Source organism: Streptomyces sp. NPDC015139, assembly GCF_043079785.1.
Classification (GTDB): Bacteria; Actinomycetota; Actinomycetes; order Streptomycetales; family Streptomycetaceae; genus Streptomyces; species Streptomyces albidocamelliae.
This window is the reverse complement of the sequence record NZ_JBIBUW010000016.1, coordinates 102,089-127,451: the sequence shown is the minus strand read 5'-3', so window position 1 is coordinate 127,451 and position 25,363 is coordinate 102,089. Positions and strand designations below refer to the sequence as shown.

The 25,363-nt window shown below is 71.1% G+C and carries 19 protein-coding genes and 1 pseudogene; 7 read left to right on the top strand and 13 right to left on the bottom strand.

Annotated elements, in window-relative coordinates; all coding sequences use genetic code 11:
* Positions 1-4: 4 nt before the first annotated feature.
* The 6 genes from ACF08B_RS33245 to ACF08B_RS33220 are packed head-to-tail and all read right to left on the bottom strand — an operon-like array spanning position 5 to position 11,117.
* Entirely contained in the window at positions 5-1,264 is a 1,260-nt protein-coding gene (locus tag ACF08B_RS33245) for a cytochrome P450 (protein ID WP_392320781.1), read from the bottom strand.
* Positions 1,261-3,030, bottom strand: a complete 1,770-nt coding sequence (locus ACF08B_RS33240) for an amino acid adenylation domain-containing protein (RefSeq protein ID WP_392320780.1) — start codon at positions 3,028-3,030, stop codon at positions 1,261-1,263. Before ACF08B_RS33240 ends, ACF08B_RS33245 begins: the two co-directional genes overlap by 4 nt.
* A complete protein-coding gene (locus tag ACF08B_RS33235; protein WP_392320779.1) occupies positions 3,030-3,842 on the bottom strand; it encodes a thioesterase II family protein in 813 nt (270 codons plus the stop codon). Before ACF08B_RS33235 ends, ACF08B_RS33240 begins: the two co-directional genes overlap by 1 nt.
* Positions 3,839-5,107: an MFS transporter gene (locus ACF08B_RS33230; RefSeq protein WP_392320778.1), complete on the bottom strand. Its 1,269-nt coding sequence runs from the start codon at positions 5,105-5,107 to the stop codon at positions 3,839-3,841. The genes ACF08B_RS33235 and ACF08B_RS33230 overlap by 4 nt, the downstream gene beginning before the upstream one ends.
* Entirely contained in the window at positions 5,104-5,313 is a 210-nt protein-coding gene (locus ACF08B_RS33225; protein ID WP_073898706.1) for an MbtH family protein, read from the bottom strand. Before ACF08B_RS33225 ends, ACF08B_RS33230 begins: the two co-directional genes overlap by 4 nt.
* On the bottom strand, positions 5,310-11,117 hold the full coding sequence (locus ACF08B_RS33220; RefSeq protein ID WP_392320777.1) for an amino acid adenylation domain-containing protein: 5,808 nt from the start codon (positions 11,115-11,117) through the stop codon (positions 5,310-5,312). Before ACF08B_RS33220 ends, ACF08B_RS33225 begins: the two co-directional genes overlap by 4 nt.
* A 252-nt stretch (positions 11,118-11,369) precedes the next feature.
* Between ACF08B_RS33220 and ACF08B_RS33215 the strand changes: the two genes are divergently transcribed.
* The 4 genes and pseudogenes from ACF08B_RS33215 to ACF08B_RS33200 all read left to right on the top strand — a co-directional run bounded on the left by ACF08B_RS33215 (position 11,370) and on the right by ACF08B_RS33200 (position 14,329).
* Positions 11,370-11,501: a hypothetical protein gene (locus ACF08B_RS33215; protein ID WP_256340274.1), complete on the top strand. Its 132-nt coding sequence runs from the start codon at positions 11,370-11,372 to the stop codon at positions 11,499-11,501.
* Between the two features lie 107 nt (positions 11,502-11,608).
* A complete protein-coding gene (locus ACF08B_RS33210; protein WP_392320776.1) occupies positions 11,609-12,811 on the top strand; it encodes a helix-turn-helix domain-containing protein in 1,203 nt (400 codons plus the stop codon).
* Between the two features lie 362 nt (positions 12,812-13,173).
* Positions 13,174-13,440, top strand: a pseudogene (locus ACF08B_RS33205) (DNA/RNA helicase domain-containing protein); the annotation flags it as partial.
* Positions 13,391-14,329, top strand: coding sequence for a DNA/RNA helicase domain-containing protein (locus tag ACF08B_RS33200; protein WP_392320775.1), 939 nt, complete (start codon positions 13,391-13,393; stop codon positions 14,327-14,329). The pseudogene ACF08B_RS33205 and the gene ACF08B_RS33200, both read left to right, overlap by 50 nt.
* A 415-nt stretch (positions 14,330-14,744) precedes the next feature.
* On the opposite strand, the gene ACF08B_RS33195 is transcribed toward ACF08B_RS33200, so the two are convergent.
* The 7 genes from ACF08B_RS33195 to ACF08B_RS33165 form a co-directional block, all read right to left on the bottom strand.
* Positions 14,745-14,957 carry a hypothetical protein gene (locus ACF08B_RS33195; protein WP_392320774.1) on the bottom strand — a complete coding sequence of 71 codons (213 nt, stop codon included), beginning with the start codon at positions 14,955-14,957 and terminating at the stop codon, positions 14,745-14,747.
* 26 nt (positions 14,958-14,983) lie between these two features.
* Positions 14,984-15,598, bottom strand: coding sequence for a GAF domain-containing protein (locus ACF08B_RS33190; protein WP_392320773.1), 615 nt, complete (start codon positions 15,596-15,598; stop codon positions 14,984-14,986).
* On the bottom strand, positions 15,561-16,184 hold the full coding sequence (locus tag ACF08B_RS33185; RefSeq protein WP_392320772.1) for an ATP/GTP-binding protein: 624 nt from the start codon (positions 16,182-16,184) through the stop codon (positions 15,561-15,563). The genes ACF08B_RS33190 and ACF08B_RS33185 overlap by 38 nt, the downstream gene beginning before the upstream one ends.
* The gene (locus ACF08B_RS33180) at positions 16,162-16,548 is read right to left on the bottom strand and encodes a DUF742 domain-containing protein (RefSeq protein WP_350838696.1); all 387 of its coding nucleotides are present in this window, start codon (positions 16,546-16,548) and stop codon (positions 16,162-16,164) included. The genes ACF08B_RS33185 and ACF08B_RS33180 overlap by 23 nt, the downstream gene beginning before the upstream one ends.
* A gap of 3 nt (positions 16,549-16,551) precedes the next feature.
* Positions 16,552-16,944 carry a roadblock/LC7 domain-containing protein gene (locus ACF08B_RS33175; protein WP_106960650.1) on the bottom strand — a complete coding sequence of 131 codons (393 nt, stop codon included), beginning with the start codon at positions 16,942-16,944 and terminating at the stop codon, positions 16,552-16,554.
* A 74-nt stretch (positions 16,945-17,018) separates the two neighbouring features.
* A complete protein-coding gene (locus ACF08B_RS33170; protein ID WP_392320771.1) occupies positions 17,019-18,488 on the bottom strand; it encodes an ATP-binding protein in 1,470 nt (489 codons plus the stop codon).
* Between the two features lie 824 nt (positions 18,489-19,312).
* Positions 19,313-19,963 carry a class I SAM-dependent methyltransferase gene (locus tag ACF08B_RS33165; RefSeq protein ID WP_392320796.1) on the bottom strand — a complete coding sequence of 217 codons (651 nt, stop codon included), beginning with the start codon at positions 19,961-19,963 and terminating at the stop codon, positions 19,313-19,315.
* 183 nt (positions 19,964-20,146) lie between these two features.
* Here ACF08B_RS33165 and ACF08B_RS33160 point away from each other — a divergent pair, with 183 nt between their 5' ends.
* The 3 genes from ACF08B_RS33160 to ACF08B_RS33150 are packed head-to-tail and all read left to right on the top strand — an operon-like array spanning position 20,147 to position 25,198.
* On the top strand, positions 20,147-21,082 hold the full coding sequence (locus ACF08B_RS33160) for an ABC transporter ATP-binding protein (RefSeq protein ID WP_392320770.1): 936 nt from the start codon (positions 20,147-20,149) through the stop codon (positions 21,080-21,082).
* Positions 21,079-22,434, top strand: coding sequence for an ABC transporter permease (locus tag ACF08B_RS33155; protein WP_392320769.1), 1,356 nt, complete (start codon positions 21,079-21,081; stop codon positions 22,432-22,434). The genes ACF08B_RS33160 and ACF08B_RS33155 overlap by 4 nt, the downstream gene beginning before the upstream one ends.
* Before the next feature lie 4 nt (positions 22,435-22,438).
* Positions 22,439-25,198: an alkaline phosphatase family protein gene (locus ACF08B_RS33150; RefSeq protein WP_392320768.1), complete on the top strand. Its 2,760-nt coding sequence runs from the start codon at positions 22,439-22,441 to the stop codon at positions 25,196-25,198.
* Positions 25,199-25,363 lie beyond the last annotated feature (165 nt).

Here is a 25,363-nt window from a genome sequence, read left to right as displayed (position 1 = left end):
TCGTTCATCGGCCCGCCACCGCTTCGACGCGGCGCGGTACGGCGCGGACCGGAAGGCTGGTGAAGCCCGCGACGAAGTTGGACACAAGGTGCTGCGGTTCGCCGGCCGGCACGAACTCCTCGAGCCGGTCGAGAACTTCCTCGAAGAACAGGCGCAGGGTGAGGCGTGCCACGGTCGCCCCCAGGCAGTAGTGGGCGCCGTAGCCGAAGGCGATGTGACGGTTGTCGGAGCGGCGGACGTCGAAGCGGTACGGCTCCGGGAAGACGTCGGCGTCACGGTTGGCGGAGCCGACCCACACGGCGACGGCCTCGCCCCGGGGCACCACTCCCCCGGCGATCTCCACATCGTCCACGGCATAGCGCAGGAAGCTGCTGGCCGGGGAGGTCCAGCGCAGCCCCTCCTCGACGAGCGAGGGGATCAGCCCGGGGTTCTCGCGCACGGCGCGGAGCTGGTCGGGGCGCTCCATCAGGGCGAGGACGGTGCCGGCCACGGTGTGCGGGGTGGTCGCGTTGGCGCCCAGGAGCAGGCTGTAGCAGTTGACGACCACCTCCTCGCGGGTCAGTTCGCCGTCCCGCATGGTCATCAGCAGCCGGAAGGCATCGTCGCCGTCGGTGCCCTTGCGGGCCTCGTACTGCGTGGCGAAGTACTCGAAGAGCTGGTGGTGCGCGATGGCGAGGGTGGCGTGCGGGTTGCGGATGGTGAACACCGGGTCCTGCGGGGCGGCGGCCATGCCCGTCCACTGGACCAGGTCCTTCCAGTCCGGCTCGGGCAGGTCCATCAAGGCGCCGGCGATCGCCATCGGCAGCATGGTGGCCTGCTGGGCCAGGTCCCAGACCGGCCCGCCGAGGGCGCCGGCGACCAGGGAGCGCACGGCGTCGCGGATGCGGTCCTCGCTGCGGGCCAGGCCGCGGCCGGTGAACATTTTGTTCAGGGGGCGGCGCAGTTCGCTGTGGCGGGGCGGGTCGGTGGCGACGAGCATCCGGCCGGAGGCGGCGTCGTCGTGTCCGAGCTGGCTGAGCAGGCTGCCGCGCTCGGAGGTGAACTCGCGGTGGCTGCCCAGGACTCGGCAGGCGTCGTGGTAGCGGGTGACGTTGAAGAAGGCGCGTCCGTCGGGCAGTTCGCTGCGGTGCAGCGGGGCCTGCTCGCGCATCACGGCCCAGGCGGCGTGGGGATCCCCCTCGGCGTGGTAGGCCGCGTCGAACAGGTCGACGCGGGACAGGTCGACCGCGGCCCGGTCGGCGGCCGTGACGTCGGTCAGCTTCACCTGGTCACTCCCGCCTGCGCCAGGGACCGGGCCAGTCCGGCCGGGGTCGGGTCGAGGTAGAAGGAGATCGGGGAGATCTCCACGCCGAACTCGCGGTGCAGTTCGGCGATGAGCGCCACCGCGAGCAGCGAGTGCCCGCCGAGCTCGAAGAAGTCGTCGTCGGCGCCGATGCCCTCCAGTCCCAGGTGGTCGCACCACATGCCGGTGACGGCCTGCTCCAGGACGCCTTCGGGCGCGCGGTGGGAGGCGTTGACCTCGGGGCGCTCCTGGACGGAGCGCTGTGCCAGCGCGGTGCGGTCGACCTTGCCGTTCGGGGTGAGCGGGAGCTCGTCGACCACGCGCACCAGGGAGGGGACGGCGTAGGCGGGCAGGGTCTCGGCGAGCCGGGTGCGCATCTCGAGCGCGGAGGGCCGGGCCGCGGTGTCGGCGGGGACGACGTAGGCGATCAGCCGGCGGGTGCCGGAGCCGTCGCGCGGGGCGACGACCTCGGCGCGGGCCACCGCAGGCAGGGCGGTCAGCGCGGCCCCGACCTCGCCGGTCTCGATGCGGAAGCCGCGTACCTTGACCTGGCCGTCGGCGCGGCCGAGGAACTCCAGGGTGCCGTCGGCGGTGCGGCGTGCCAGGTCGCCGGTGCGGTACATGCGCTCGCCGGGGGCGCCGGTGGGGGCGGCGACGAAGCGGGCGGCGGTCAGGCCCGGGTTGCCGAGGTAGCCGTGGGCGAGGCCGGTGCCGGTCGCGTAGATCTCGCCGGTCTCGCCGTCGGCGACGGGGCGCAGCCGCTCGTCGAGGAGCAGGACGCCGGTGCCGGAGACGGGCCGGCCGACGGGGACGGTCGTCGCCCCGGTCGGCTCGGTCATGGCGTGCACGGTGGTGAACGTGGTGTTCTCGGTGGGCCCGTAGCCGTTGGCGACGACCGCGTGCGGGAGCGCGGCGAGCGCCCGGTCGACGTGTGCGGCCGAGAGGGTGTCGCCGCCGGCCAGCAGATGGCGCAGCCCGGGCAGGTCGCGCAGCCCGAGGTCCACGGCCTGGTGGAAGAGGCCCGCGGTCAGCCACATGACGCTGACCCGCTCCTCCCGTACGAAGGAGAGCAGTCCTTCCAGGGAGAGGTCGCCGTCGGGTGCGACGGCGAGGCGGGCGCCGTTCAGCAGGGCGCCCCAGATCTCCAGCGTGGAGGCGTCGAAGGCGAGCGGCGCGAAGTGCAGGAACACGTCGTCGGGCGTGGCGGTCAGGAAGTCCGCGCCGCGCACCAGGCGCAGCACCGCGCGGTGCGGGACGCACACGCCCTTCGGGGTGCCGGTGGAGCCGGAGGTGTAGGCGACGTAGGCGACGCGGTCACCGCCGGCGACGGGCGCCGGCGGGGCCGTCCCGGCCTCCGTCTCCTCCGACGGCTCGTCCAGGGGGACGAGCACGGTGTACGCGTCGCCGAGGTCGTCGGCGGCGCCCTTGTCGGCCAGCACCACGCGGACCGCGGCGTCGCGCAGGATCAGGTCGCGGCGTGCGGCCGGCTGGCGGCGGTCGAGGCCGAGGTAGACCGCGCCCGCCTTGAGGACGGCGAGCAGATGGACGGCGGTCGCGGCGCCGCGGCCGGCGGCGAGGGCGACGACCTCGCCGGGGCGTACGCCCTCGGCGCGCAGACGGTGGGCCAGCCGGTTCGCGCGGGCGTCGAGTTCGGCGTACGTCAGCGTGGCGTCGTCGCCGGTGACCGCGGTGCGGTGCGGGTGTTCGGCCGCGAGGCGGGCGAACAGGGAGTCGATGGTGTCGGTCATCAGTGGTGTCCTTCTGCGGGCGAGGAGACGGCCACGGCGGGCAGCGGGGCGCCGGGCAGGGCCAGCGAGTGCAGCAGCCGGGTCAGTTCGGCAGGGGCGTTCAGGAACGCGTAGTGCGCGCCGGGCAGTTCGGTGAAGGTGACCTGCTCGGACCACTCCTGCCAGCCGGTCAGCTCGGCGGGCTCGATCTCCGGATCCTCGCTCCAGGTGAGGGCGGTGACGGCGGAGGGCAGCCGGACCGGCTCCGGCCGGTGGTAGACGCGGTTGGCGTCGAGGTCCTGGTGCAGCACGTGCAGGGTCAGTTCGATCAGCATGGGGTGCGCCTCGCCGCCGCGGGCGACGACGAGTTCCGACAGCTCGGCGCCGAGCGCCTCGTCGGTCATGTCCAGGAACCGGTCCTTGGGGCAGTCCTGCGGGGCCACTTGCGCGGAGACGACGACCTCGCGCGGCACCGGTCCGCCCAGCTCCGCGAGGCGCAGCGCGGTCTCGAAGGCGGGCAGGGAGCCCGCGCAGTGCCCGAAGAACACGGCCGGCCGGTCGAGGTAGGGCAGCAGCTGGTCGGCGAGGTTCTTCGCGAGGTCCTGGTAGGTGCCGTAGTGGGCCTCGCGGAAGCGGTTCTCGCGTGCCGGCAGCTGCACGGGGCAGATCTCGACGTCCCCGATCATCCGCGGCCACCGGTTGAACATCGAGGCGCCGACGCCCGAGTACGGGAAGCAGAAGACGCGGGCGGCCGCGTCGTCCGACGGCTTGCGCAGCAGGGAGCGCGGGAACTTCGCGGGGGCGGTCGGGGCGGCGTGGGCGGATGCGGTCATGCCTTGCTCTTCTCTGCGGCCTCGGCCCCGGCCTCGTGCCCGGCCTCCGATTCGGGTACGTCGGTCACGGTGCGCACCGAGCGCAGCAGCAGGACGGCCGGTCCCGCGAGCATGATCAGCGCGGCGGCTCCGTACAGCGCGCTCTGCACGCCCACGGCGTCGGCCACCGGGCCGGCGCCCGCCATGCCCAGCGGCACCAGGGCGAAGGAGCCCAGGGACTCGTAGGACATGACGCGAGACAGGGCGTGCGGCGGCACGTTCTTCTGCAGCGCCGTGTCGAGCAGGACCTCGTAGACGTCGATGACGATGCCGGCCAGGAAGGTGGCGACGGCGATCGCGGCGAGCGGTGCCTCGGCGGCCATGAGCAGCACCGACAGCGGGAAGCCCATGGTGAGGAGGGCGGCCGCGCGCACCGGGCGGCGCGGCCGGAACTTGATGGCCACCACGCTGCCCACGATGAAGCCGAGGGCCTGCGCGATGAGCACCACGCTCCAGGCGCCGGCCCCGCCCAGCGACCGGTCGGCCATGACCGGCCCGAGGACGTAGAAGCTGCCGGCGAGCAGGACGTTGACGTAGGCGAGTTGGGAGACCATCACCCAGACCCACTGCTTGGCCGTGAACTCCTGCCAGCCCTCGCGGATCTGCCGGATCAGCGTGGGCGCGTCGGACGGCGGCGGCTGGTGGGCGACCTTGACGCCGAGCAGCAGCAGCGCGGAGAGCGTGAAGGTCGCGGCGGGCACGACCATGGTGTTCCCGGCCCCGATGGTGGAGACCAGCACACCGCCCAGGGCGGCGCCGAGGATGCCGCCGCCCCGCATCGAGAGCTTGAGCAGGGAGTTGGCGGACTGCAGGTCGTCGCCCGAGACGAGCAGCGGCATCGCGGAGCGCGAGGCGGGCTCGAAGAGCGCGGTCGCCGCTCCGGCGAGGGCCGCGAAGCCGGCCAGCATCCACGGGGTGGCGTGTCCGGTGATGACCAGGACGGCGGCGAGCCCCTGGGTGAGGCCGGCGGCCAGGTCGGCGCCGACCATGATGCGCAGTTTCGGCAGCCGGTCGGCGATCGCCCCGCCGAGCAGGACGAACGTGACCTGGCTGAGCAGCCGCGCGGCCAGGACGACGCCGAGCATCGTCGGGGAACCGCCGGGCAGGTGCAGCACGGTGAACGCGAGCGCGATCGGGGCGATCGCGTTACCGAGCAGGGAGGTGGACCTGGCGGCGAACAGCGCGAGCACGGAGCGGTCCTTCAGGACCGCGAAGTCGCTGGTCATACCGGTGCGCCCTCCTCGACGGGGGCGGGACGCAGGTCGGTCCAGTTCGCCTCCACGTAGGCGAGGCACGCCTCACGGCTGTCGGTCGGCAGGACCACCGACCAGCCGGCCGGCACCTCGGCGAACTCGGGCCACAGCGAGTGCTGTCCCCGGGCGTTGACGATCACCTGGAAGCGGCCGGTCTCGTCGTCGAACGGATTGGTCATCGGTCATTCCCCTGCTTCTCGCTGCGCCGGGCAGCGGTGATCTCGGCCAGCGCCTCTGCGAGAACCGGCCCCATCTGGGCCAGCGACTCCGGCTGGTTCATGGCGGTGTGGGTGGTCTTGACGGAGTGCCAGGCGACCCGGCCGGCGACGTACTGCTCCCAGACGTCGGGCATGGGCGCGCCGTCGTTACGGCCCTCGGTGGCCAGGAAGAAGAGCACGTCCCCGAGGAACTTCTCCGGCTCGTGGTCCTTGACGATGTGGCGGTTGTGGGACATCGCCGTCAGCAGCGCGACGAGCTGGTCCTCGGTGAGGCTCGCCAGCGCACCGGTGTCCTGCTTGAGCACCTCCAGGACGTCGGTGATCTCCTTGGAGCCGGCCTGCGGCACCACGCCGGGCCGCTCGGGGTCGAGGAGGGCGGCGACCATGTTCTGCTCGTTGACGCGGTAGTGGTCGGGCACGCCCGGGTAGCAGTCGAGCATCGTGAGCAGCGCCGTCTCGTCGCCCTCGGCCTGCAGCTGGGTGGCCATCTCGAAGGCGACGACGCCGCCGAAGGACCAGCCCAGGAAGTGGTAGGGCCCCTGGGGCTGGATGCGCCGGACCTCCTGGACGTACGTGGCCGCCATCTCCCGTACGGTCGCGGGCATGTCGTCGGGGTGCAGGAGGCCTCGGGCCTGGATGCCGTAGACGGGCATGTTCTCCGGTACGTACTTGAGGAAGCTGGAGTAGCTCCAGGCGAGGCCGCCGCCGGGGTGGATGCAGAACAGCGGCTTCAGGTCGCCGCCGGTGCGCAGCGGCAGGACCGTCTCCAGGGCGGCGGCGCCGTTGTCGACGCCGGCCCGCTCGGCGAGGCCGGCGACGGTGGGCGCCTCGAAGAAGGAGACCATCGACAGTTCGAGCCCGAGGGCGGTGCGGACCCGGGCGATGAGCCGGGCGGCCAGCAGCGAGTGCCCGCCGAGCTGGAAGAAGTCGTCGTCGATGCTGACGTGCGGCAGGCCGAGGACCTCGGCGAACAGCTGGCACATGACCTCTTCGCGCGGGCTGCGCGGGGCCCGGCCGGAGGTGGTGGCGCCGATCTCGGGGCGCGGCAGCAGGTCGCGGTTGAGCTTGCCGTTGCCGCGCAGCGGCAGCGCGTCGAGCAGGACGTAGGCGGCCGGGACCATGTAGTCGGGCAGCCGGGCGGCGACCTGGCCGCGCAGCTCGTCCGGGGTCGGCGCCTCGGCGCCTTCGACGGGCACGACGTAGGCGGCCAGGCGCCGGTCGCCCGGCTGGTCCTCGCGCACCACGACCGCGGCCCGGGCGACGGCCGGGTGTTCGGCCAGCACCTCCTCGATCTCGCCGAGCTCGATGCGGAAGCCGCGCAGCTTGACCTGGCCGTCGACGCGGCTGACGAAGTCCAGCGTGCCGTCCTTGCGCCGGCGGGCGAGGTCGCCGCTGCGGTACATGCGCTCGCCGGGCCCGCCGAAGGGGTCGGCGACGAAGCGGGTGGCGGTGAGACCCGCGCGGCCCAGATAGCCGCGGCCGACCCCGATGCCGGCCAGGTACACCTCGCCGACGACGCCGACGGGCACCGGGTTCAGGTGCGCGTCGAGGACGTGGACGCGGGTGTGGGAAAGGGGGCCGCCGACGGGGATGCGCCCGTCGAGGTCCGCCGCGGTGACCGGGTGGACGCACGACATCATCGTGTTCTCGGTGGGGCCGTACTGGTTGACGACCTCGCAGCCCCACTCGTTCAGGAGCGTGCCCGCCTCCGGGGCGCGCAGCGCCTCGCCGCCGGTGCCGACCAGGCGCAGCGCGGCGACGTCGGCGGGCCGGAGGTCGTAGGAGAGCACGGCTTCCAGCAGGGACGGGACGATGAACAGGATCACCGTGGGGCGGACGGCGCGCAGTTCGTCGACGACGACGCGCGGGTCGCGGGCGCCGTCGGCGGGCAGCAGCGCCACCGTGGCGCCGACCGCGAGCGGCGCGAACAGCTCACGGACGGAGGGGTCGAAGCCCAGGGCGGTGATCTGCAGGCTCGTGTCGGCGGGGGTGAGCCGGAAGCGCTCGATCACGTCGGTGAGGCGGGTGGCGACACCGCGGTGCTCGATCAGGACGCTCTTGGGCCGGCCGGTGGAGCCCGAGGTGTAGATGATGTACGCCAGGTCGCCGGCGTCCGCGACGGGGGCGGGGCGGTGCACGGGGGCGGCGGCGAGCTCCTCGTCGCGGTCGGCCCGCAGCAGCCGTACCCGCTCGGGCAGGCTGAGGTCGTCGCCGAGGTCGGCCTCGGTGAGCAGGACGGTGGCGCCGCAGTCGGCGAGCATGAACTCACGCCGCTCCGCTGGGTGTTCGGCGTCCAGGGGGACGTAGGCGCCGCCGGCCTTCCACACGCCGAGGATGGCCGCGACGGCTTCGGGGCCGCGCCGCAGGCACAGCGCGACACGGCTGTCCGGGCCGACGCCGAGGGCGCGCAGCCGGTGGGCGTACTGGTTGGCGCGCTCGTCGAGTGCGTGGTAGGTCCAGGTGGCGCCGGACTGGGTGAGGGCGACGGCGTCCGGCGTCGCGTCCGCCTGGCGTTCGACCAGTTCGGCGGTCAGCTCGGTGGTGGCGGGCAGCGTCGAGGTGTCGTTCCAGCGCACCAGCGACGCCCGCTCCGCCTCGGTCAGCAGCTCGACCTGGCTGAGCCGAGTGGCGGGGGCGGTGGCGACGGCGCGCAGCAGCCGGGCGAGGCGGCCGGCGATCGACTCGGCGGTGTCGCGGTCGAACAGCGCGGTGCTGTACTCCAGGGCGGACCGGATGCCGAGGGCCTCGCCGTCGGCGCCGCGCCGCTCCTCGAACTTGAAGGACAGGTCGAACTTGGCGGTGCCGCTGAGGACGGGGTAGGCGGTGCCGGTGACGCCGGGCAGGCCGAAGTCGTCCGGCATGCTGTTCTGGGCGGCCACCATCACCTGGAACAGCGGGTGGCGGGCGGCCGAGCGCACCGGGTTGAGCGCCTCCACGAGCCGCTCGAACGGCAGGTCCTCGTGGTCGAACGCGGACAGGTTCACCGCGCGCAGGCGCCCGAGCAGCTCGACGAAGCTGGGGTCGCCGGAGGTGTCGGCGCGCAGGACCAGGCTGTTGACGAAGAAGCCCACGAGCGGGGTCAGCGCGTCGTCGGTGCGGCCGGCCACGGCGTTGCCGAGCGGGATGTCGGTGCCCGCGCCGAGCCGGGTGAGCAGGGCGGCGACGGCGGCCTGGAGCACCATGTTGACGGTGGTGCCGGTGGTCCGGGCCAGGGCCGCCACCGCGGTGTGCAGCTCCTGGTCGAGGTCGCCGACGACCATGTCGCCGGCGAAGTCGCCGCCGGCGGGCCGCGGCCGGTCGGTGGGCAGGTCGAGCTCGTCGGGCAGCTCCGCGAGCGTCTTCGTCCAGAAGTCCAGCTGGCGCGAGACGAGGCTGTCCGGGTCGTCCTCGCCCACGAGCAGCTCGTGCTGCCAGGCCGCGTAGTCGGCGTACTGGACGGGCAGCGGCTCCCAGTCGGGGGCCGCCCCGGCCAGACGCGCCGTGTAGGCCTGGGCCAGGTCGCGGATCAGGGGTTCGAGCGACCAGCCGTCGCCCGCGATGTGGTGCAGGACGAGGAGCAGGACCCACTGTTCTTCGCCGGTGCGCAGCAGCCGGGCGCGCAGCGGCAGGTCGCGGGTCAGGTCGAAGGGGGCGCGGGCGGCGGCCGTCACCTGCTCGTCGACCAGCTCGGGCGTGGTCTCGACGACCTTCAGCTCCGGCCGCGCGTCGGCGGCGGCGAGGACGCGCTGGTGGGCGACGCCGTCGCGCTGCGGATAGACGGTGCGCAGCACCTCGTGACGGGCCACCACGTCGCGCACGGCCGCCTCCAGCGCGGTGACGTCGATGCTGCCGGTGAGGTGCAGGGCGTGCGGGATGTGGTAGGCAGCCGTGCCCTCGTGGACCTGCTGCAGGAACCAGAGCCGCTGCTGGGCGTACGAGAGCGGGGCGTCGCCCTCGCGGGTGCGGGCCCGTACGGCCGGGCGGGTGCGTCCTGCGTGCGCCCGGGCCGCGAGCGCGCCCGGGGTGCGGGCGTCGAAGAGGTCCTTGACGGCGACCTCCAGGCCCAGGACGGCGCGGATGCGGTTGACGAGGCGGATCGCCATGAGGGAGTGGCCGCCGAGGGCGAAGAAGTCGTCGTCGGGGGTGACCGAGGTGCGGCCGAGGACCTGCGCGAACAGCTCGCACAGCAGTTCCTCGCGCAGCGAGCGGGCGGACGCCGCCCCGGCGCCGGCGGCGGTCTCGGCGGCGGTGGCGGCCGGCGCGGGCAGCTTGTCGCGGTCCAGCTTGCCGTTGACCGTCATCGGGAACTCGCTCATCGCCCGGAAGGCGACGGGCACCATGTACGAGGGCAGCAGCGCGAGCAGGTGGTCGCGCAGCCGCGCCACGTCCAGGGCGGCGCCGTCGGCGAGCACGACATATCCGGCCAGCTCGCGCTCCCCGTCGAACTCCTTGACGGCGACGGCCGCCTGGCGCACGTCCCGGTGGGCGGCCAGCGCGGTCTCGATGTCGCCGAGCTCGATGCGGAAGCCGCGGATCTTGACCTGGGCGTCGCGGCGGCCGCGGTATTCGAGGTCGCCGTCGGGCAGCTGGCGAGCGAGGTCGCCGGAGCGGTAGCCGCGCAGCGGCGAGCCGTCCGCTGCGGTGAGGGTGACGAACCGCTCGGCGGTCAGGTCGGGGCGGCCGAGGTAGCCGAGGGCGACGCCGGGTCCGGTGACGACGATCTCGCCGGTCTCCCCGTCGGCGACGGGGGTGAGGTCCTCGTTCAGGAGCTCGATGCCGAGGTCCGGCAGCGGGCGGCCGATGAGGCTGCGGTCCTGCTCCAGGTCGGCGGCCTGCACGCGGCGGTGGGTAGCGTGCACGGTGATCTCGGTGATGCCGTACATGTTGACGAGCTCGGGCGTGGCGTCGCCGTACTTGTCGATCCAGGGCGCGAGGTCGGAGAACCTGAGGGCCTCGCCGCCGAAGACCACGGAGCGTACGGACAGCCGGTCCTCGTGGCCGCGCTCCTCGGCGATCAGCTGGCCGAAGGCGGTGGGGGTCTGGCTGAGCATGGTGACCCGCTCGTCGCGCAGCAGGGCGCGGAAGCGGGCGGGGTCCTTGGCGATGTCCCCGGGGACGATCACGACGGTGCCGCCGTACAGGACGGCGCCCCAGATTTCCCAGACGGAGAAGTCGAAGGCGAAGGAGTGGAACATCGACCAGACGTCGTCGGGCCCGAAGCCGAAGAGCGACTCGGTCTCGGAGAACAGCCGCACGACGTTGCCGTGGGTGACCTCGACGCCCTTGGGACGGCCGGTGGTTCCCGAGGTGAAGATGATGTACGCCCGGGTGTCCGGGGTGATCGTCATGGGCCGCAGGGGCGCGGCCGGCGTCTCCTGCGGGGGGCCGTCGAGGACGAGGACGTCCTGCCCGGCGGGGAGCGCGGATGCCAGCCGGGCGGTGGTGAGGACGAGCGCGGGCGCCGCGTCCTCCAGGATGGTGGCCAGGCGGGCTGCCGGGGCTCCCGGGTCGAGCGGCACGTAGGACGAGCCGGTCTTCAGGGCCGCGAGGGCGGCCACCACCATGTCGCAGGAGCGCTCCAGGAGGATCGCGAGCGGCCGGGCGGGCTGGTCGGTCCGCGCCTGGATCCGTGCCGCGAGGTCCGTCGACGCGGCTTCGAGTTCCTCGTAAGTCAGCCTGTCCGTACCGCACTTGACTGCAACGCGTTCCGGATGGCGCTCGGCGGTCGCCAGGAAGGCACTCACCAGAGTCGCTTCGGTCGAATGGTTGGCAGCACTGTTCGGCATGCTCAGATCCCCCGCTTCCGAGAAGGGTGCGACGTACGTCCGCACTCGACCGAAAGTGATCGGCGGAACCGTACTGATGGCGAGAACATAAGATCACTTGCCAGACCTTGTCAATCTGTTGCCTAATCCGAGGCAGCTCGCTACCTTCAGGATGTAACCCCTGATCAGACGCTTCGGGCCACCGCCCGGACCGATCGTCGCCGCCGCCCGGCCCACCCCTGGTCCAAGGCGGCGCAGAGAAAGAGAAACCCCATGAAACGCATCAGCCGTATACTTCTGGCCGCCCTCGCCGTACTCACCCTGGGCGCCTCCGCGGCCGTCGTCGCTCAGGGCAGCCAACCCATGCGGAACACGGCGCAGCAGGCGTCCATCGAATGGCCGTGATAACACTCGCCCACCGCGAATTCACTCACTGTTTGACTTGCCAAGTACCTGGTTGACAACATTGCCAGTCAGGGAGGGGGACATGGACACGAGCCTGGGGACGAAACATGCTGACGCAACCGTCATTCGGCCGCCGACTGAAGCAACTCCGGCAGCAGCGCGGAAAGACCCAGTCGGACCTCACCGGCCCCGGCATGTCCTCCGCCTACCTGTCGCGCCTCGAATCGGGCGCACGCCCCCCCACTGAGCGCGCCGTCGCCATCCTCGCGGAACGCCTCGGCGTCCCGGCCGGCGCCTTCGAGACGACGGATCCCTCAGGCCTGGTGGACGTCCTCGCCGCGGTGCTCGTGGTGGGCGACGATTCGGGCCACGCCCGGCGGATGCTGGAGTCGGCGCTCTCCGGCGCCGAGCACGTGGACGTGGGCTTGCAGTGGCAGGCCCATGCCCACCTGGCCAGACTCCTCACGGCCGACGGCGAGCGGCCCGAGGCGCGCACCACGCTGACCAAGTTGGCGGCGCTCTCGGACGAGCTCGGCCACGCCGTGCTGCGTGTCTACTCGCGCCTGCACCTCGCCCGCGTCCAGCGCGACCTGGGCGAGGCCGACTCGGCCCGGATCACCGCGCTCGAAGCGCTTCGAATCGGCAGCGAGGACTCCCTCGACAACCACGACATGCTCCGATGTCGCCTGTTGCTCGCCTCAGTGACGGCCGAACTCGGGGACCTCGCCGAGGCCTTCCGCCTCAGCGAGGAGGCCTGCGCCCGAGTCGGCGGGCAGACCGGCGCGCTGGCGGCCCAGGCCCTGTGGACCGCCGCGACAGTCTCGACCCGCAAGGGCAACTACGAGCTGTCTGCCTCCTTCCTGGAACGGGCGATGACCGCACTGTCCAGCCGCGATGACCTGCTCCTGTGGATGCGCCTGCGCCACGCCGCCGCGGCGCTGGCCCTGCAGGCACTGCCGCCTGCCCCCGACAAGGCGCAGCGCTACCTGGACGAGGCACACCCCGCCCTGGAACTCGTCGGCACGGCGCAGCACCAGCAGGAGTGCGCCTTCCTGCACGCCCAACTCGCCTACGTGCGAGGTGAGTACGAGGAGGCCGACCGCCACTGCGAACAGGCCGCCACCGAGAAGGTTCGGCTCAACTTCCGGGACCGGATCCGCTTGGAGATGCTCAAGGCGCAGATTCGCGTCAAACAGTCCGACCCGACGGCCCGCGCGCGCCTCTACGCCCTGGCAGCCGAGGCACAGGCCCACGGCATGCTCGACCTCACCGCCGAGATATGGCGCGCAGCCTGCCTTGGGGACCAATAGAACAGCCAGTAACACCAAGCACTTGATCTTGCCCCGCTCTCCTACAGCTAACGTCGATCCGCCGCCGCGGCTGAGCCCGGCTCACGGCCTGGCCGGCCAACCGAGGCGTCCGCGGCGCAGACGCCGTCACGGCCACTGCACTTCAGGTAGCGCAGGCTCGGCAAACCGCCCAGGGTTCGTCGATGCTGTGCACGCCGAGTGCGGGTGTGTCCAGCGACTGGCCCTGTCTCACATTCGGTGGTGACGGAGAGTGCTGCTATCCGAGGAGGATGCGGTGCCGGAGCAGGGTGAAGCCTGCTCGTCCGTGCATTTGACGCGCGACCCGTGTGGTCTTGGTGTTGATCGCGCCGAGCAAGAAGCTGATGTCGGTTGCGGCCGAAGAGATCCAGCAGCGCTCGCAGTTCAACCTGCTCAACGAGCAGCAGGTGGCCTACTCGCTGGTGATGCGTGCGGTGAAGAGGGCCAGGCAGTCCGACTTCAAGGAAGTCATCGTCGTCACCGGAGGGCCGGGCTCCGGTAAGAGCGTGATCGCGCTCGAGCTCCTCGGCGAGCTGTACCGCAACAACTTGACGGCCGTCCATGCCACCGGCTCCAAGTCGTTCACCACCACTTTGCAGAAGGTCGCCGGACGGGGCAGCACCCGCGTCCAGAAGCTCTTTCGCTACTTCCCGGGAGTCCTCCAACCACCGCTTCACCCCGAAGAACAAGCGCAGCAACCGCCGTCAGATCGAAGAACTCCTCGACGCCGCCCGGGTCCCGGTCTTCCTCCTCGACGAACGCCAGGTCGTACGCCCCGGCGAGATGGGAACCGTCCACGAGATCGACGCCGCGGCGAAGGCCAAGGGCCTGACCGTCCGGCACGTCAACCTCGACGGGCAGTTCCGATGCGGAGGCAGCCGCGCCTACGAGGAGTGGGTGCTGCGCCTGTTGGGCCTCATCCCAGGTGGTCCCATCCCGTGGCAGGGCGACGGTCTCTTCTCCGTTACGGTCGCCGAGACCCCACAAGAGCTCGAAGCGATGTTCCGAACCCACCAGGCAAAGGGGCTGCAGGCCCGTATGACGGCCGACTTCTGCTGGCCGTGGAGCGAACCGGTCTTCGACGACGACAAGAACTTCGTCCACCTCGTCGACGACGTGAACCTGCCCCAGTGGGACTGGAAGCGGCCATGGAACGTACAAGGGGACCGCTCCGTCGGCGGCTACCCCTCGAAGAATCTCTGGGCCACGGACCCGGCAGGATTCACCCAGCTGGGATGCATCTACACCGCCCAGGGCTTCGAATACGACTACAGCGGCGTCATCTTCGGCCCCGACCTCGTATGGCGCGACGCCGTATGGGTTGCCGACAGAAAGTCCAGCAAGGACACCGTTGTGGCTCGCGCCCCCGAGCACGAGTTCGCCCACCTGATCCGCAACACCTACGAAGTGCTCCTCACCCCCGGCATGCAAGGAACCGTGCTGTTCTCCACCGACACCGAAACCCGGGAGATGCTCCGGTCCCTCGTGCGGCCCGCGTAAGGGACACGGCCACGACGCTTGTTGTGGCTGGCCGAGCCAGGCATCGACCAGCCACCCGTCATCACCTGACGCCGGCTTCCAGGACATGCGCCCCACGAGCTGTTGGCATGGGCAGATCTCTGGAGGCTGGCCGACCACCTTCAGTAACAGGTGGCCTCGTCACTCATGCTGTGGCTGCTGTGCTGGTCAGGCGAGATTGGGTTAGGGGCAGGGGGGTTTCCGGGTCGCTCGGGTCGGCTACGCGCCAGGGGGTGCCCTCGAGTGTGATCGTGGGGCTGTTCTCGTGCTGGGTCATCGCCATAGGTCATTGTCCGACGGACGCCTCACCGGACCGGGGCGCCACGAGTAGCCCGGCTTCGACGGCGCCGACCGTCCGGCCCGCGACGCATGGTCAGGTCCGGTCGCGGTTCAGCCCTCAAGGTCGTCGGCGCACCTCCTCGGCTTCCCGCGTGCGGTGGAGCAATTCCAGAACGCATGCCCACCGTTCGAGCACCTGCCGTAGGGAGGCGGTGAACTCCTCGGGGTGCGCCTCGGCGAGCGGGGTGAACAGCGCGGCCGCTTCCATCGCTGCCGACAGTGCCTCCCCGGTTCTGCCCGCCCGTAGCAGCGCATCCGCGCGGTTGGCCAACGCCCAGCCCCTGGCAGGGGCGTCGGTCAGCCGCGGTGGTTCGCCGACTCCTCCAGTAGCTCGACCAGTTCGGCAGCCATGGCCTTGATGGTTTCCAGCCCTTCGCGCCCCCACGGCTGTGGGTCCTGGTCGACCACGCAGATGGTGCCCAGCACCACGCCGGTGCTGTCTATCAGCGGTGCGCCCAGGTAGGAGTGGACGCCGATCGCGTCGACCACCGGGTTGCCGGCGAACCGGGGGAAGTCCCGGATGTCCTCCAGCACCAGCGCCCGGCGGCGTTTGACCACGTGCGGGCAGATGCCCATGTCGGTGTCGCGGGGCATGACGCGGCCGGGCACCGGTTCCTCCAGCAACGGCGGCCCCACATGAGCCGTGGTGTCCTGCGCGGCGCTGTACAACCCCGCGAAGTACTGGCGGTCTGCGTCGAGGAAGAAGTTGACCCCGGCGTAGCAGCCGCCGGTGCGTTGTGCCAGCTCCCGTGCGAAGGCGTCGAGTTCGGCGTCCGGACGAGCATCGATGCCCAGCTCGCGCAGCCGCTCGGAACGGGCGCGCACCTGTGGGTCCTCCGGGGGGAGGAGCAGATGGCGCAGGGCGATCCCGGACTCAGGCCCGGACGGTGGGTCGATCTGTGTCGCTGCCATGGGAACTCCTTGTCGTGATCAGATGCTGAACCAGATCGAGAAGCACGCGTGTGCCCGACTTCTGGACGCGGGCGTCGCACAACACCACCGGCACCTCCTGCCTGAGGTCGAGCGCGGTCCGTACCTCTTCCCCGCGGTAGCGGTGAGCCCCGTCGAACTCGTTCACGGCGACGACGAAGGGGATGCCGCGCCGCTCGAAGAAATCCACCGCCGCGAAGGAGTGCTCCAGCCTGCGGGTGTCGGCGAGCACCACCGCCCCGAGCGCTCCCTCGGAGAGTTCGTCCCACATGAACCAGAAGCGCTCCTGCCCGGGCGTGCCGAACAGGTACAAGACGTGGAACGGACTGAGCGTGATCCGGCCGAAGTCCAAGGCCACCGTGGTGGTGGCTTTGTTCTCCACTCCGTCCAGTCGGTCCGTGGCCGCGCTGACGGCGGTCAGCATCTCCTCGGTGCTCAGCGGCTCGATCTCGCTGAGTGCGTTGACGAAGGTGGTCTTTCCCACGCCGAACCCGCCGGCGATCAGCACCTTGACGCCCACCGGCAGGAGGTCAGCGGGCAGCGGGTCACAGTCGTTTGAGGAGGCCATCGCGTATCGCTTCCAGGAGGTCTCGATCAGGTCGTGCGGAGTGGCCCGTGGGCGCCGGGCGCGTATCACCTGCGACCACCGCGCCTCCCTCGGCCAGATCGGACAGCAGTACCTTGACCACGGCGGCGGGCACCTGCATCCGGGCCGCGACCTCGGCAACGCTCACGGGCTGTTCGCACAGCGCCAGCACCTGCGCGTGCTCCAGGCCGAATACGCCCTGCGTCTGGGCGCCGGTGGCCCGCACCGTGGTCACCAGTGTGAAATGGGACGTGGCCCTGGTCCGACCGTCGCTCACCGTGTAGGGACGGACCAGCCGCCCGGCCGCTTCGTCGAGCTGCGGTCCGTCTGGGAGGACCGGCGTCATCGGTCACCCCACCGGGTGCCGGGGCGGTGTGGCCAGGTGCGGACGCACGCTCTTCACCATCATGCCCATCTCGTAGCCCAGTACCGCCGCGTCCGCATCGCGTCCGGCCAGCACCGCCAGCACCGCGCCGTGCCCGGCGGACGAGACGAACAGCAGCGAGGTGCTGAGCTCCGTCACGATCTGTCGCACGTCACCGCCGTCGTCGAAGTGCCGGCCCGCGCTGCGCGCCAACGAGTACAGCCCACTGGCGAGCGCGGCCAACTGGTCCGCGGCGTCCTTGTCGAGTCCCTCCGCTGCCTTCACCAGCCCGTCCGAGGACAGCAACAACGCGCTTCGGGTGTGCGGCACCCGGTTCACCAGACCCGTCAACAGCCAGGAAAGGTCTTCGCTCGCCACGATCGTGTACTCCTGTTCGGCAGAAGGAAACGTTTCGCTGTACGGACCCTGGTCCTTCAGGGCGGCTGCGGCCATCAGGGCGTCTCCGCTTCCTCGGCTCTGCGCAGTCCGGTCTGGAATGCGGCCATGAGGCCGGGGTCGTGTTCGATGTCCTCGGCAGCACCGGCGCCGCCGACCGGTTGCGGCACTTCGGCGGCGTGGTCCTGGCGGCGGCGCTGAGGCAGCCGCGGGCGGTCGTCCGCGCCGTCGGAGGGGGCCGGGGCGGGCCCGGGTGCGGAATCTGACACGCTCGGATCCGCGACGACGGTCGTCTCCGTCGCCGGGAGGTCCACCGCCTCGGTCTCCGTCCGGTCGTGCGGCTCCGCCTCGGGGGCCGGGACGGTGTGGGGCGCCGGCGCGGAAGCTGTCGGCTGCGGACCGAGCAGTGCCTCGGGCAGCACCATGACGGCCTGTGTGCCGCCGTAGACGTTGCTCTGCAACTGCACGGCGATGTCGTGTCGCTTGGCCAGGACGGAGACCACGTACAGGCCGATCCGGCCGTCTTGCAGCAGTTCGCCGAGCGCAACCTTGTCGGGTGCGCTCAAGACGGTGTTCATCTGACCGCGCTCGGCCGGGGACATGCCCAGGCCCCGGTCCTCGACCTCGATCGCCACCCCCGCGGCGACGGGCTCCACCCGTACGTGCACGGTGGTCTGGGGCGGTGAGAAGACCGTCGCGTTCTCCAGCAGCTCGGCCAGCAGATGGACGACGTCTACCACGGCATGGCCGCTGACCGACCCCTCGACGGGCGGGACCAGCTTGACCCGGGCGTACTGGTCGATCTCGGCGACGGCGGAACGCAGTACGTCGGTCAGGCTGACGGGGCGGGTCCACTGGCGGTGGGTGTTCGCGCCGCCGAGCACGGCCAGGTTCTCGGCGTAGCGGCGGATCCGGGTGGACAGGTGGTCCACCCGGAACAGCCCCTTGAGCAGGTCAGGGTCCTCGACCTCGTTCTCCAGGTCGTCCAGCAGGCCGATCTCGCGGTGCACCAGGGACTCCAGACGGCGCGCCAGGTTGGCGAACACCTCAAACTGCACCAGCCGGGAGTGGTGTTCCGCGCCGATCGCGGAGGCGGCGGTCTCCTGCAGGGCTGCCTCCGCCTCGTGCCGGGCCACGGCGATCTCGAATCCGAGGCGGGAGAGTTCGTCCGGGCCGGTCTGCGGCGGGAGTTCCGGCCGGCCCCGCCCAGGGCGCTCCCCGGCCCGCAGCCGGCGGCACAGCGACTCCAGTTCGGCTCTGCCCTCGGCTGTGGCACGGGTCAACTCGGTCAGCTCGGCACGGTTTCGGTCGGCTGCGCGGGACAGCTCCGCCCATTGCTCGGTGACTGCTCGTGCTTCCACCGAAGCCCGCATGCCCGCGATCGCGGCCGCCATGGTCCCGATGAGCACAACGCCGCCGAACACAGCGCCCTGATACGCCTGGTCCAGTTGGCCATCGCCGACCAGCGCGGTGGCCACCGCGCCCGTCACGGCGACCACGCTCGGCGGCAGCACGGACGACAGCACCAGACGCCGCCTCAAGGACCCGGGCGGCGACTCGGCCGTCACACGGGGCCTCACAGGCGACGCCGGCCGGTCGTCCGGCGACATGGAAGGATCAGGCATAACTATTCCCGGACAGTACGATGATCAGGCCGAGCGCGCACGTTATCGCGCAGCAGGACCCCGGTGTCAGCCCCTGGCGCGTACAGAAATCGAACCGTTGTACTTTGAACGTTTTACGAAGCGCCCGTCCCGGACCTGCGCTGGCCCTCGTCGGGGTTTGGGTTTCTCGTCGTCGCCTACGGGAGGATGCCGAGGACGAGCTCGAGCATCCACTGCTGGGCGCCAGTGAGTTTGTCCCAGCCGAGGCGTTGTGCCCGTACCCACCGGCCGAGGTCCTCGCCCTGATGACTCTGCTGGCCGCGCCGGGGGGTGAGGTGGCGCTGACCGCGTCGCAGGCGGCGGCGAACGCCGGATCGTCTCCCCGCCATGCCCCGGCACCGCTGATACCGAGGATCAGCTCCGCCCGGCCCGGGGAGAGGCCGAGGGCCAGGAGGCGAAGGTAGTCGGCGCGCAGGGTGCGGCCGCGTTCCTCGAGGACGTCGGGATCCCGGCCCGCGAGAGCGATCGCCAGCCGCGTGTCGGTACGGGCCCTGGCCCACACCGCGCAGATCGACGCCGAGTTCCGTGGCCGCAACATCCAGGTCCCGGCCGTGCCGGAGCACGGTGACGAGCCGGTCGGCCTGGCGGCCGGTGCGCGGGACGGGTCGGTCACGCCCGCACCCTACGGGCGCGACGTGCCGGCTTTAGCCCCAGGGCCGACGGGTGGTCGAGAAGCCCCGGGCCACTCAGGGTTGCTGCCAAACGAGCGTATAACGCCAGAACAGCCGCCGTCGCAGCCGTGCGCCGGGGAGGAGAGTCCCGGTTTCACGGACGGTGTCGTCAAAGGCCATGTCTGCCGAGCGAGTAGGGGCCGTCATGGATGCCGGGCGCGGTGAGGAGCGGCCTTTGTTCTTCAGCCAGCCCATAGCGGCGTTGGATGGAATGGCGAGGGCTCCGAGTAAATAGTCCACAGGGGTCTGGGCGCGGGACAAGCCGACGATCACCAAGTTCCCTCCCGGCGCCAGATGACTTCGGAAACAGGCGAGTGCCCGGGCGAACGGCAGATGACGGACCGTGGCGACACACGTGATGACGTCGTAGGAGCCGGCAGGGAACTCGGCTACTGCATCCGCGACGGTGAAGGTTACAGGAAGCGATGGAGCAGTCAGCTTCTGAGCCTGGGCCGTGATCACCGGATCGGCATCGACTGCCGTCACGGCAACGGCGCGTCGGGCCAGGAGCCTTGCAAGGTCACCGCTGCCGGAGCCGATGTCGACAGCGCGAACGAAGCGTTTCGGCAGCTGCCGCAAGATCCAGCGGTGGTAGTGGGCGTTGTGATCCCAGGGATAGGCGGCATTGAATCGCTCAAGAGTCCGCAGGATACGAGGCGACAGGATCTTCGTCCGCTCAGTCCATCAAGTCCTGGTTCCTGGTTTGCCCGTGTGCGATGCGAAAACAGCCAATCGTGCGGGCGACTTGCCGACGCCTTGACGATCCGTTTCCTGAGCGTTCAACTGACTGTCTGTGTACGCGTTGTGTGTGCTCCCTAAGGTTCCTGAGCGTTGCGGAAGAAGGGACTCATGGACGCACTCCTAGCGGTCCGGGCGCGCGGGATCACCAAGTGCTTCGGCGAAGTCGTCGCACTCGACGGCGTCGACCTGGATGTCGGACAGGGCCGGATCCACGGTCTCGCCGGGCCCAACGGCGCCGGCAAGACGACCCTGTTGGGCCTCCTGCTGGGTCTGGCCGTCGCCGACGGCGGCCGTCTCGACATCCTCGGCACCACGGTCGGCCGGGCGCTCTCGGCCCCGGAGAGTGTCGCCGGCTTCGTGGACGGGCCAGGCCTCTACCCTTCGCTCACCGCCAGGCAGAACCTCGTGGCGCTGGCCGCCCTCCACGGCCGTGACACGCGGACGGGCATCGACGCCGCGCTCGAACAGGTCGGCCTCACCGATGTCGCCGACGACCGCACCCGTGGCTTCTCGCTCGGCATGCGCCAACGGCTCGGCCTGGCCGCCGCCCTGCTCACCAGGCCCCGGCTGCTCGTGCTTGACGAGCCCTCCAACGGCCTCGACCCGGCCGGCAAGAAGCAGGTGCACGGCGTCCTCGGCCGGCTGGCCGAGGACGGAACCGCCGTCGTGCTGTCGAGCCACCGCATGGACGACCTCGAGGCGCTGTGCTCGGACGTCACCATCCTCGCCACCGGCCGGGTCGTCTTCTCGGGTCCGCTGGGCAAGCTGGCCGCCGAGAACGGCGAACTCGACTACCGGATCCGCACGTCCGACCCGCGGACCGCACGCCGACTGGCCGCCGACGCGCCGGGGGTCGTCGTCGACGAGACCGGGACGCGGCCCGGCGACGAGGCCCTCGTCGTCCGCGCGCTGGTGCCCGCCCTCGACGAACTGGTGGCGCGGCTCGTGCGGGCGGGAGTCGCCGTGCGGGAGCTCGCCCCCGTGGTGTCGCCGCTGGAAGCCGCGTTCCTCGCCCTCACCGAGCAGCAGGAGGCCGACCGATGAACGCGACCGCCGTGGAGGACGACGTCGCACCCGCCCGCCGCGTCCCGGTTTCCCGCGGCTACCGCTTCGAACTGACCAAACTGGTCGCCCAGTGGCGGATCCGTCTGCTGGTCCTCGCCTGCTGGATCGCACCGGCGCTCTTCGTCGCCGGGGTGAGCCAACAGGGCACCCTCCCCTCCGACACCCTCTTCGGCCGCTGGATGCACGCCACGGGATGGGCCGGACCGCTGGTGGTGCTCGGTTTCGCGGGTACCTGGGCGCTTCCGCTGCTGACTTCGGTGGTCGCCGGGGACGTCTTCGCCTCCGAGGACCGGCTCGGCACCTGGCGCCATCTGCTCGTCGCGGTCCGCTCACCGCGGCGGATCTTCGTGGCGAAGGCACTCGCCAGCCTCACCGTCATCCTGCTTCTCGTGACCGGGCTGGCGTGTTCCAGCGTGGCCGGCGGGATCGCGGCGGTCGGCAACCAGCCCCTGGTCGGCCTCGACGGCCACCTGCTGGCACCGGGGGAGGCCGCGGGGAAGGTGCTCCTCGCCTGGGTCTGCGTGATCGCCCCCACCCTGGCCCTCGCCGCGATCGGTCTGCTCGGGTCGGTCACGCTGGGACGGTCCCCGATGGGCCTGCTGCTGCCCGCGCTCGTCGCGTTCGTCATGCAGCTCGCCCAGATGCTGCCGCTGCCCGTCGCCGTACGGATCGCACTGCCCAGTTACGCCTTCATCGCCTGGAACGGTCTGTTCACCGACCCGGCACAGCTCGGTCCGCTGCTGATCGGCGTCTCGGTCAGTCTGGTCTGGGCCGTGCTCGCGACCGTACTGGCCCATCTGCTCTTCCTGCGGCGCGACTTCACCAACCCGGGCTACGACGGCTCCGGGCGCCGTGCGGTGACCGCGGGCGTCCTGCCCCTCGCTGGGCTGACGGCCGTGACGGTCGCGGTCGTCTCCGTGACGACCGGGGCGGAGGGGTCCGGCATCGAGCAGGACAAGGTGCAGCGCTCGGTCGCCACGGCGTTCGCGCACCTCTACCGGCTGCAGACCGACGAGCTCAACCGCCCGGACGTCGCCGAAGCGCAGCTGAAGGCCACGGCGACGTGCGACAAGGGCAGTGTCAGGGTCGCCGCCGAGGGACCGGGCAACGACTGGCGGTGCGTCGTCTCCTGGCACCTCCCCGGTGTCGAGGCCGTGGGGTCGGCCATCTACCAGCTGGACGTCACCCCGGACGGTCGTTTCATGGCCGACGGCGACGGACCGAAGGAAGTGAACGGCTACTTCCTGGTCCGCACCCCGACCGGGGACGCACCCAACCCGCTGTGGCAGTTCGACGGCAACGTCGAGCTGCTCGCCACGTCGAAGGGATAACTCCATGCAGGTAACACGCCGTCGCCGGCGTGTCGGGAAGGACGACCTGCCCGGCCTTCTCGGTAGACGCATCGGTCGCCGGATACCTCTGGTGACAGCAGGCACCACGGCTCTCGCCCTCGTGGCGGCCGGTGTCGCCTTCGCCCAGACCCACCAATTCGGTACCGACCATGTCGGCCAGACGACCGACCGCGGTCAGGTCGTCTCCAGCGACCAGTACATCGCCCCCTACGGCGACCGCCTCGTGGTCGACAACGGCAAGATCATGTCGTCCTCGGTCAGCCCGGACGGCAGCCACCTCGCCGCCTCGGTCACCGACGGCGGCAGCGCGCTCGCCGTCGTCGACCTGAAGGACTGGAAGGTGCAGCAGCTCGTCGGCACCTCCGCGGCGTCGACCCCGCGACTGAGCAGCAACTCCGTCGGTCAGGAAGGCCCCACCTACTCGCCCGACGGCTCGCAGCTGTGGCTGGGCCAGACCGACGGCTACACCAGGTTCACCGTGAACCCGGACGGCAGCGTCGCCGACCCCAAGGCCGTGAGCATCCCGGCGGACGGCGCCAAGCACGCGCTGGTCGGCGAGGCCGTGTTCTCGCCCGACGGGTCCACCGTGTACTCCGCGGTCAACGGCCAGAACCGGGTGGTCGCCATCGACGCGGCGACCGGCGCCGTCGAACAGACCTGGGCCGTCGGCAACGCCCCGCGCGACATGGCCCTCGTCGGCTCCAAGCTGTACGTCGGCAACGAGGGCGGGCGCCCGGCGAAGCCCGGCGACACCACCATCAACTCGTACGGCACCCAGGTGCCCGCCGACCCGAAGACCGCCGCGACCACCACCGGCACGGTCAGTGTCATCGACGTGGCGCATCCGTCGGCCTCCGTCGAGAGTATCGACGTAGGACTGCACCCGACCGCCCTGTACGCCAAGAAGGGCGCGCTGTTCGTCACGAACACCGCCACCAACGACGTGTCGGTCGTCGACACCGCCACCGACGAGGTCGTACAGACCATCGCCACCCAGCCGTGGCCCGAGGCGTCGGTGGGCTACGAGCCCGACGGGGTCACCCTCACCGACGACGGCCATCTGCTGGTGACGCTCGGCCGCGCCAACGCGGTCGCCGTCTACCGGTACAAGTCCCCGCAGGAGCCCGTGAGTTATGTCGGGCTGCTCCCGACGGACTACTTCCCCGCGGAGATCGCCACCGTCGGCGACCAGGTGGTGGTCTCCAACACCCGCGGTGTCGACGCCCGCCGCCCCACCACCAGCGGTGGCCACGGCACGCACGACACCACGTCGAGCGTGCAGCGGTTCACGCTGCCGCGCGACAGCGTCGTCCGGTCCCAGACGGCCAAGGTCTTCCGGCAGAACGGCTGGACCCCGGGCTCGGTCAAGCTCACCAAGGGCCACAGCAAGGCCCGGCCGGTGCCGGTCCCGGCACGGCTCGGCGAGCCCTCGACGATCAAGCACGTCTTCCTGCTCGTCAAGGAGAACCGGACCTACGACCAGGTCTTCGGCGACGTCCCGGAGGGCAACGGCGACCCGTCGCTGGCGCAGTTCGGTGCGAACGTCACACCGAACCAGCACGCGCTGGCCGAGCAGTTCGGCCTGTACGACAACACCTACGACATCGGCACGAACTCGGCCGAGGGCCACAACTGGCTGATGCAGGCCGACGACCCGGAGTACACCGAGTCCTCCGCGGGCGAGTACGCGCGCAGCTACGACACCGAGGACGACGCCCTGGGCCACCAGCGGACCGGGTTCATCTGGACCGGTGCGCAGGCGGCCGGCAGGTCCGTGCGCGACTTCGGCGAGTTCCAGCAGTTCCTGACCAAGCCGTCGGGCGCGAGCTGGCAGAACCTGTACTGCGACGCCAAGAACATGGCGTCCACCGGGCAGGACACCGCCTACCCGCTGAACTCCTCCTCGCCGATCCCCTCCCTCAACGACGTGTCCGTGCACGGGTTCCCGAAGTTCGACACCAGTGTCCCGGACGTCTACCGGACCGAGATCTGGAAGCGCGACTTCGAGCGGAACGGGCCCGCGAACCTCAACATGTTCTGGCTCTCCAGCGACCACACCGGCGGTCCCGCGGGTGCGGCCGCCCAGGTCGCGGACAACGACCTGGCGGTCGGCCGGATCGTGGACGAGATCACGCACAGCGAGTACTGGAAGGACTCCGCGATCTTCGTCGTCGAGGACGACTCCCAGGCCGGCCTCGACCACGTCGACGGCCACCGCGCCCCGATCCAGATCATCAGCCCCTGGGCGCGGCACGGCGGTGTCGACAGCCGCTACTACACCCAGATCACCATGATCCGGACCATCGAGCAGATCCTCGGGATCCACCCGATGAACCAGAAGGACAGCGCGGCCAGCCCGATGCGCGGGGCGTTCACCCGGCACCCGGACTACACGCCGTTCGAGGCGCTGCCCAACCGGACCTCCCTGACCGACGGCCTGAAGACCCCGCCGTCCTGTGGCCTGGACACCCCGGCACCGCAGGACCCGCACGCGGCGGCCGTACCGTCGGCGAAGGTGCCGGCGGACAAGCAGGCTCTCGCGGCGAAGTGGGACAAGTGGAAGGCGAAGCAGCGGCTGACCGGACCCCACGCGGTGCCCGACTTCGCCAACCCCGCTCAGATGAATCACCTCACCTGGTACGAGACGCACGAGTGGAAGAAGCCGTACCCGGGCGAGCACAGGATCTACGCGCCGGACGACGTACCGGGCGCCTACCTCCCCTCGGCGGAGTCCGACGGCTGACCCCGTCCGACCGCCCCGGGGCCCCTGTCCGCCGTCACGGCCGGGCAGGGGTCCCGCCCGTTCCCGTTCCCGTCCCGGCGGCTCCGGCATACCCCTCCTGCGCCACCTGACCGAAAGACTGTTCCCTTTGGCGGGGTGTGCCAGGTAGGGTCGTGCTCTGAGCGA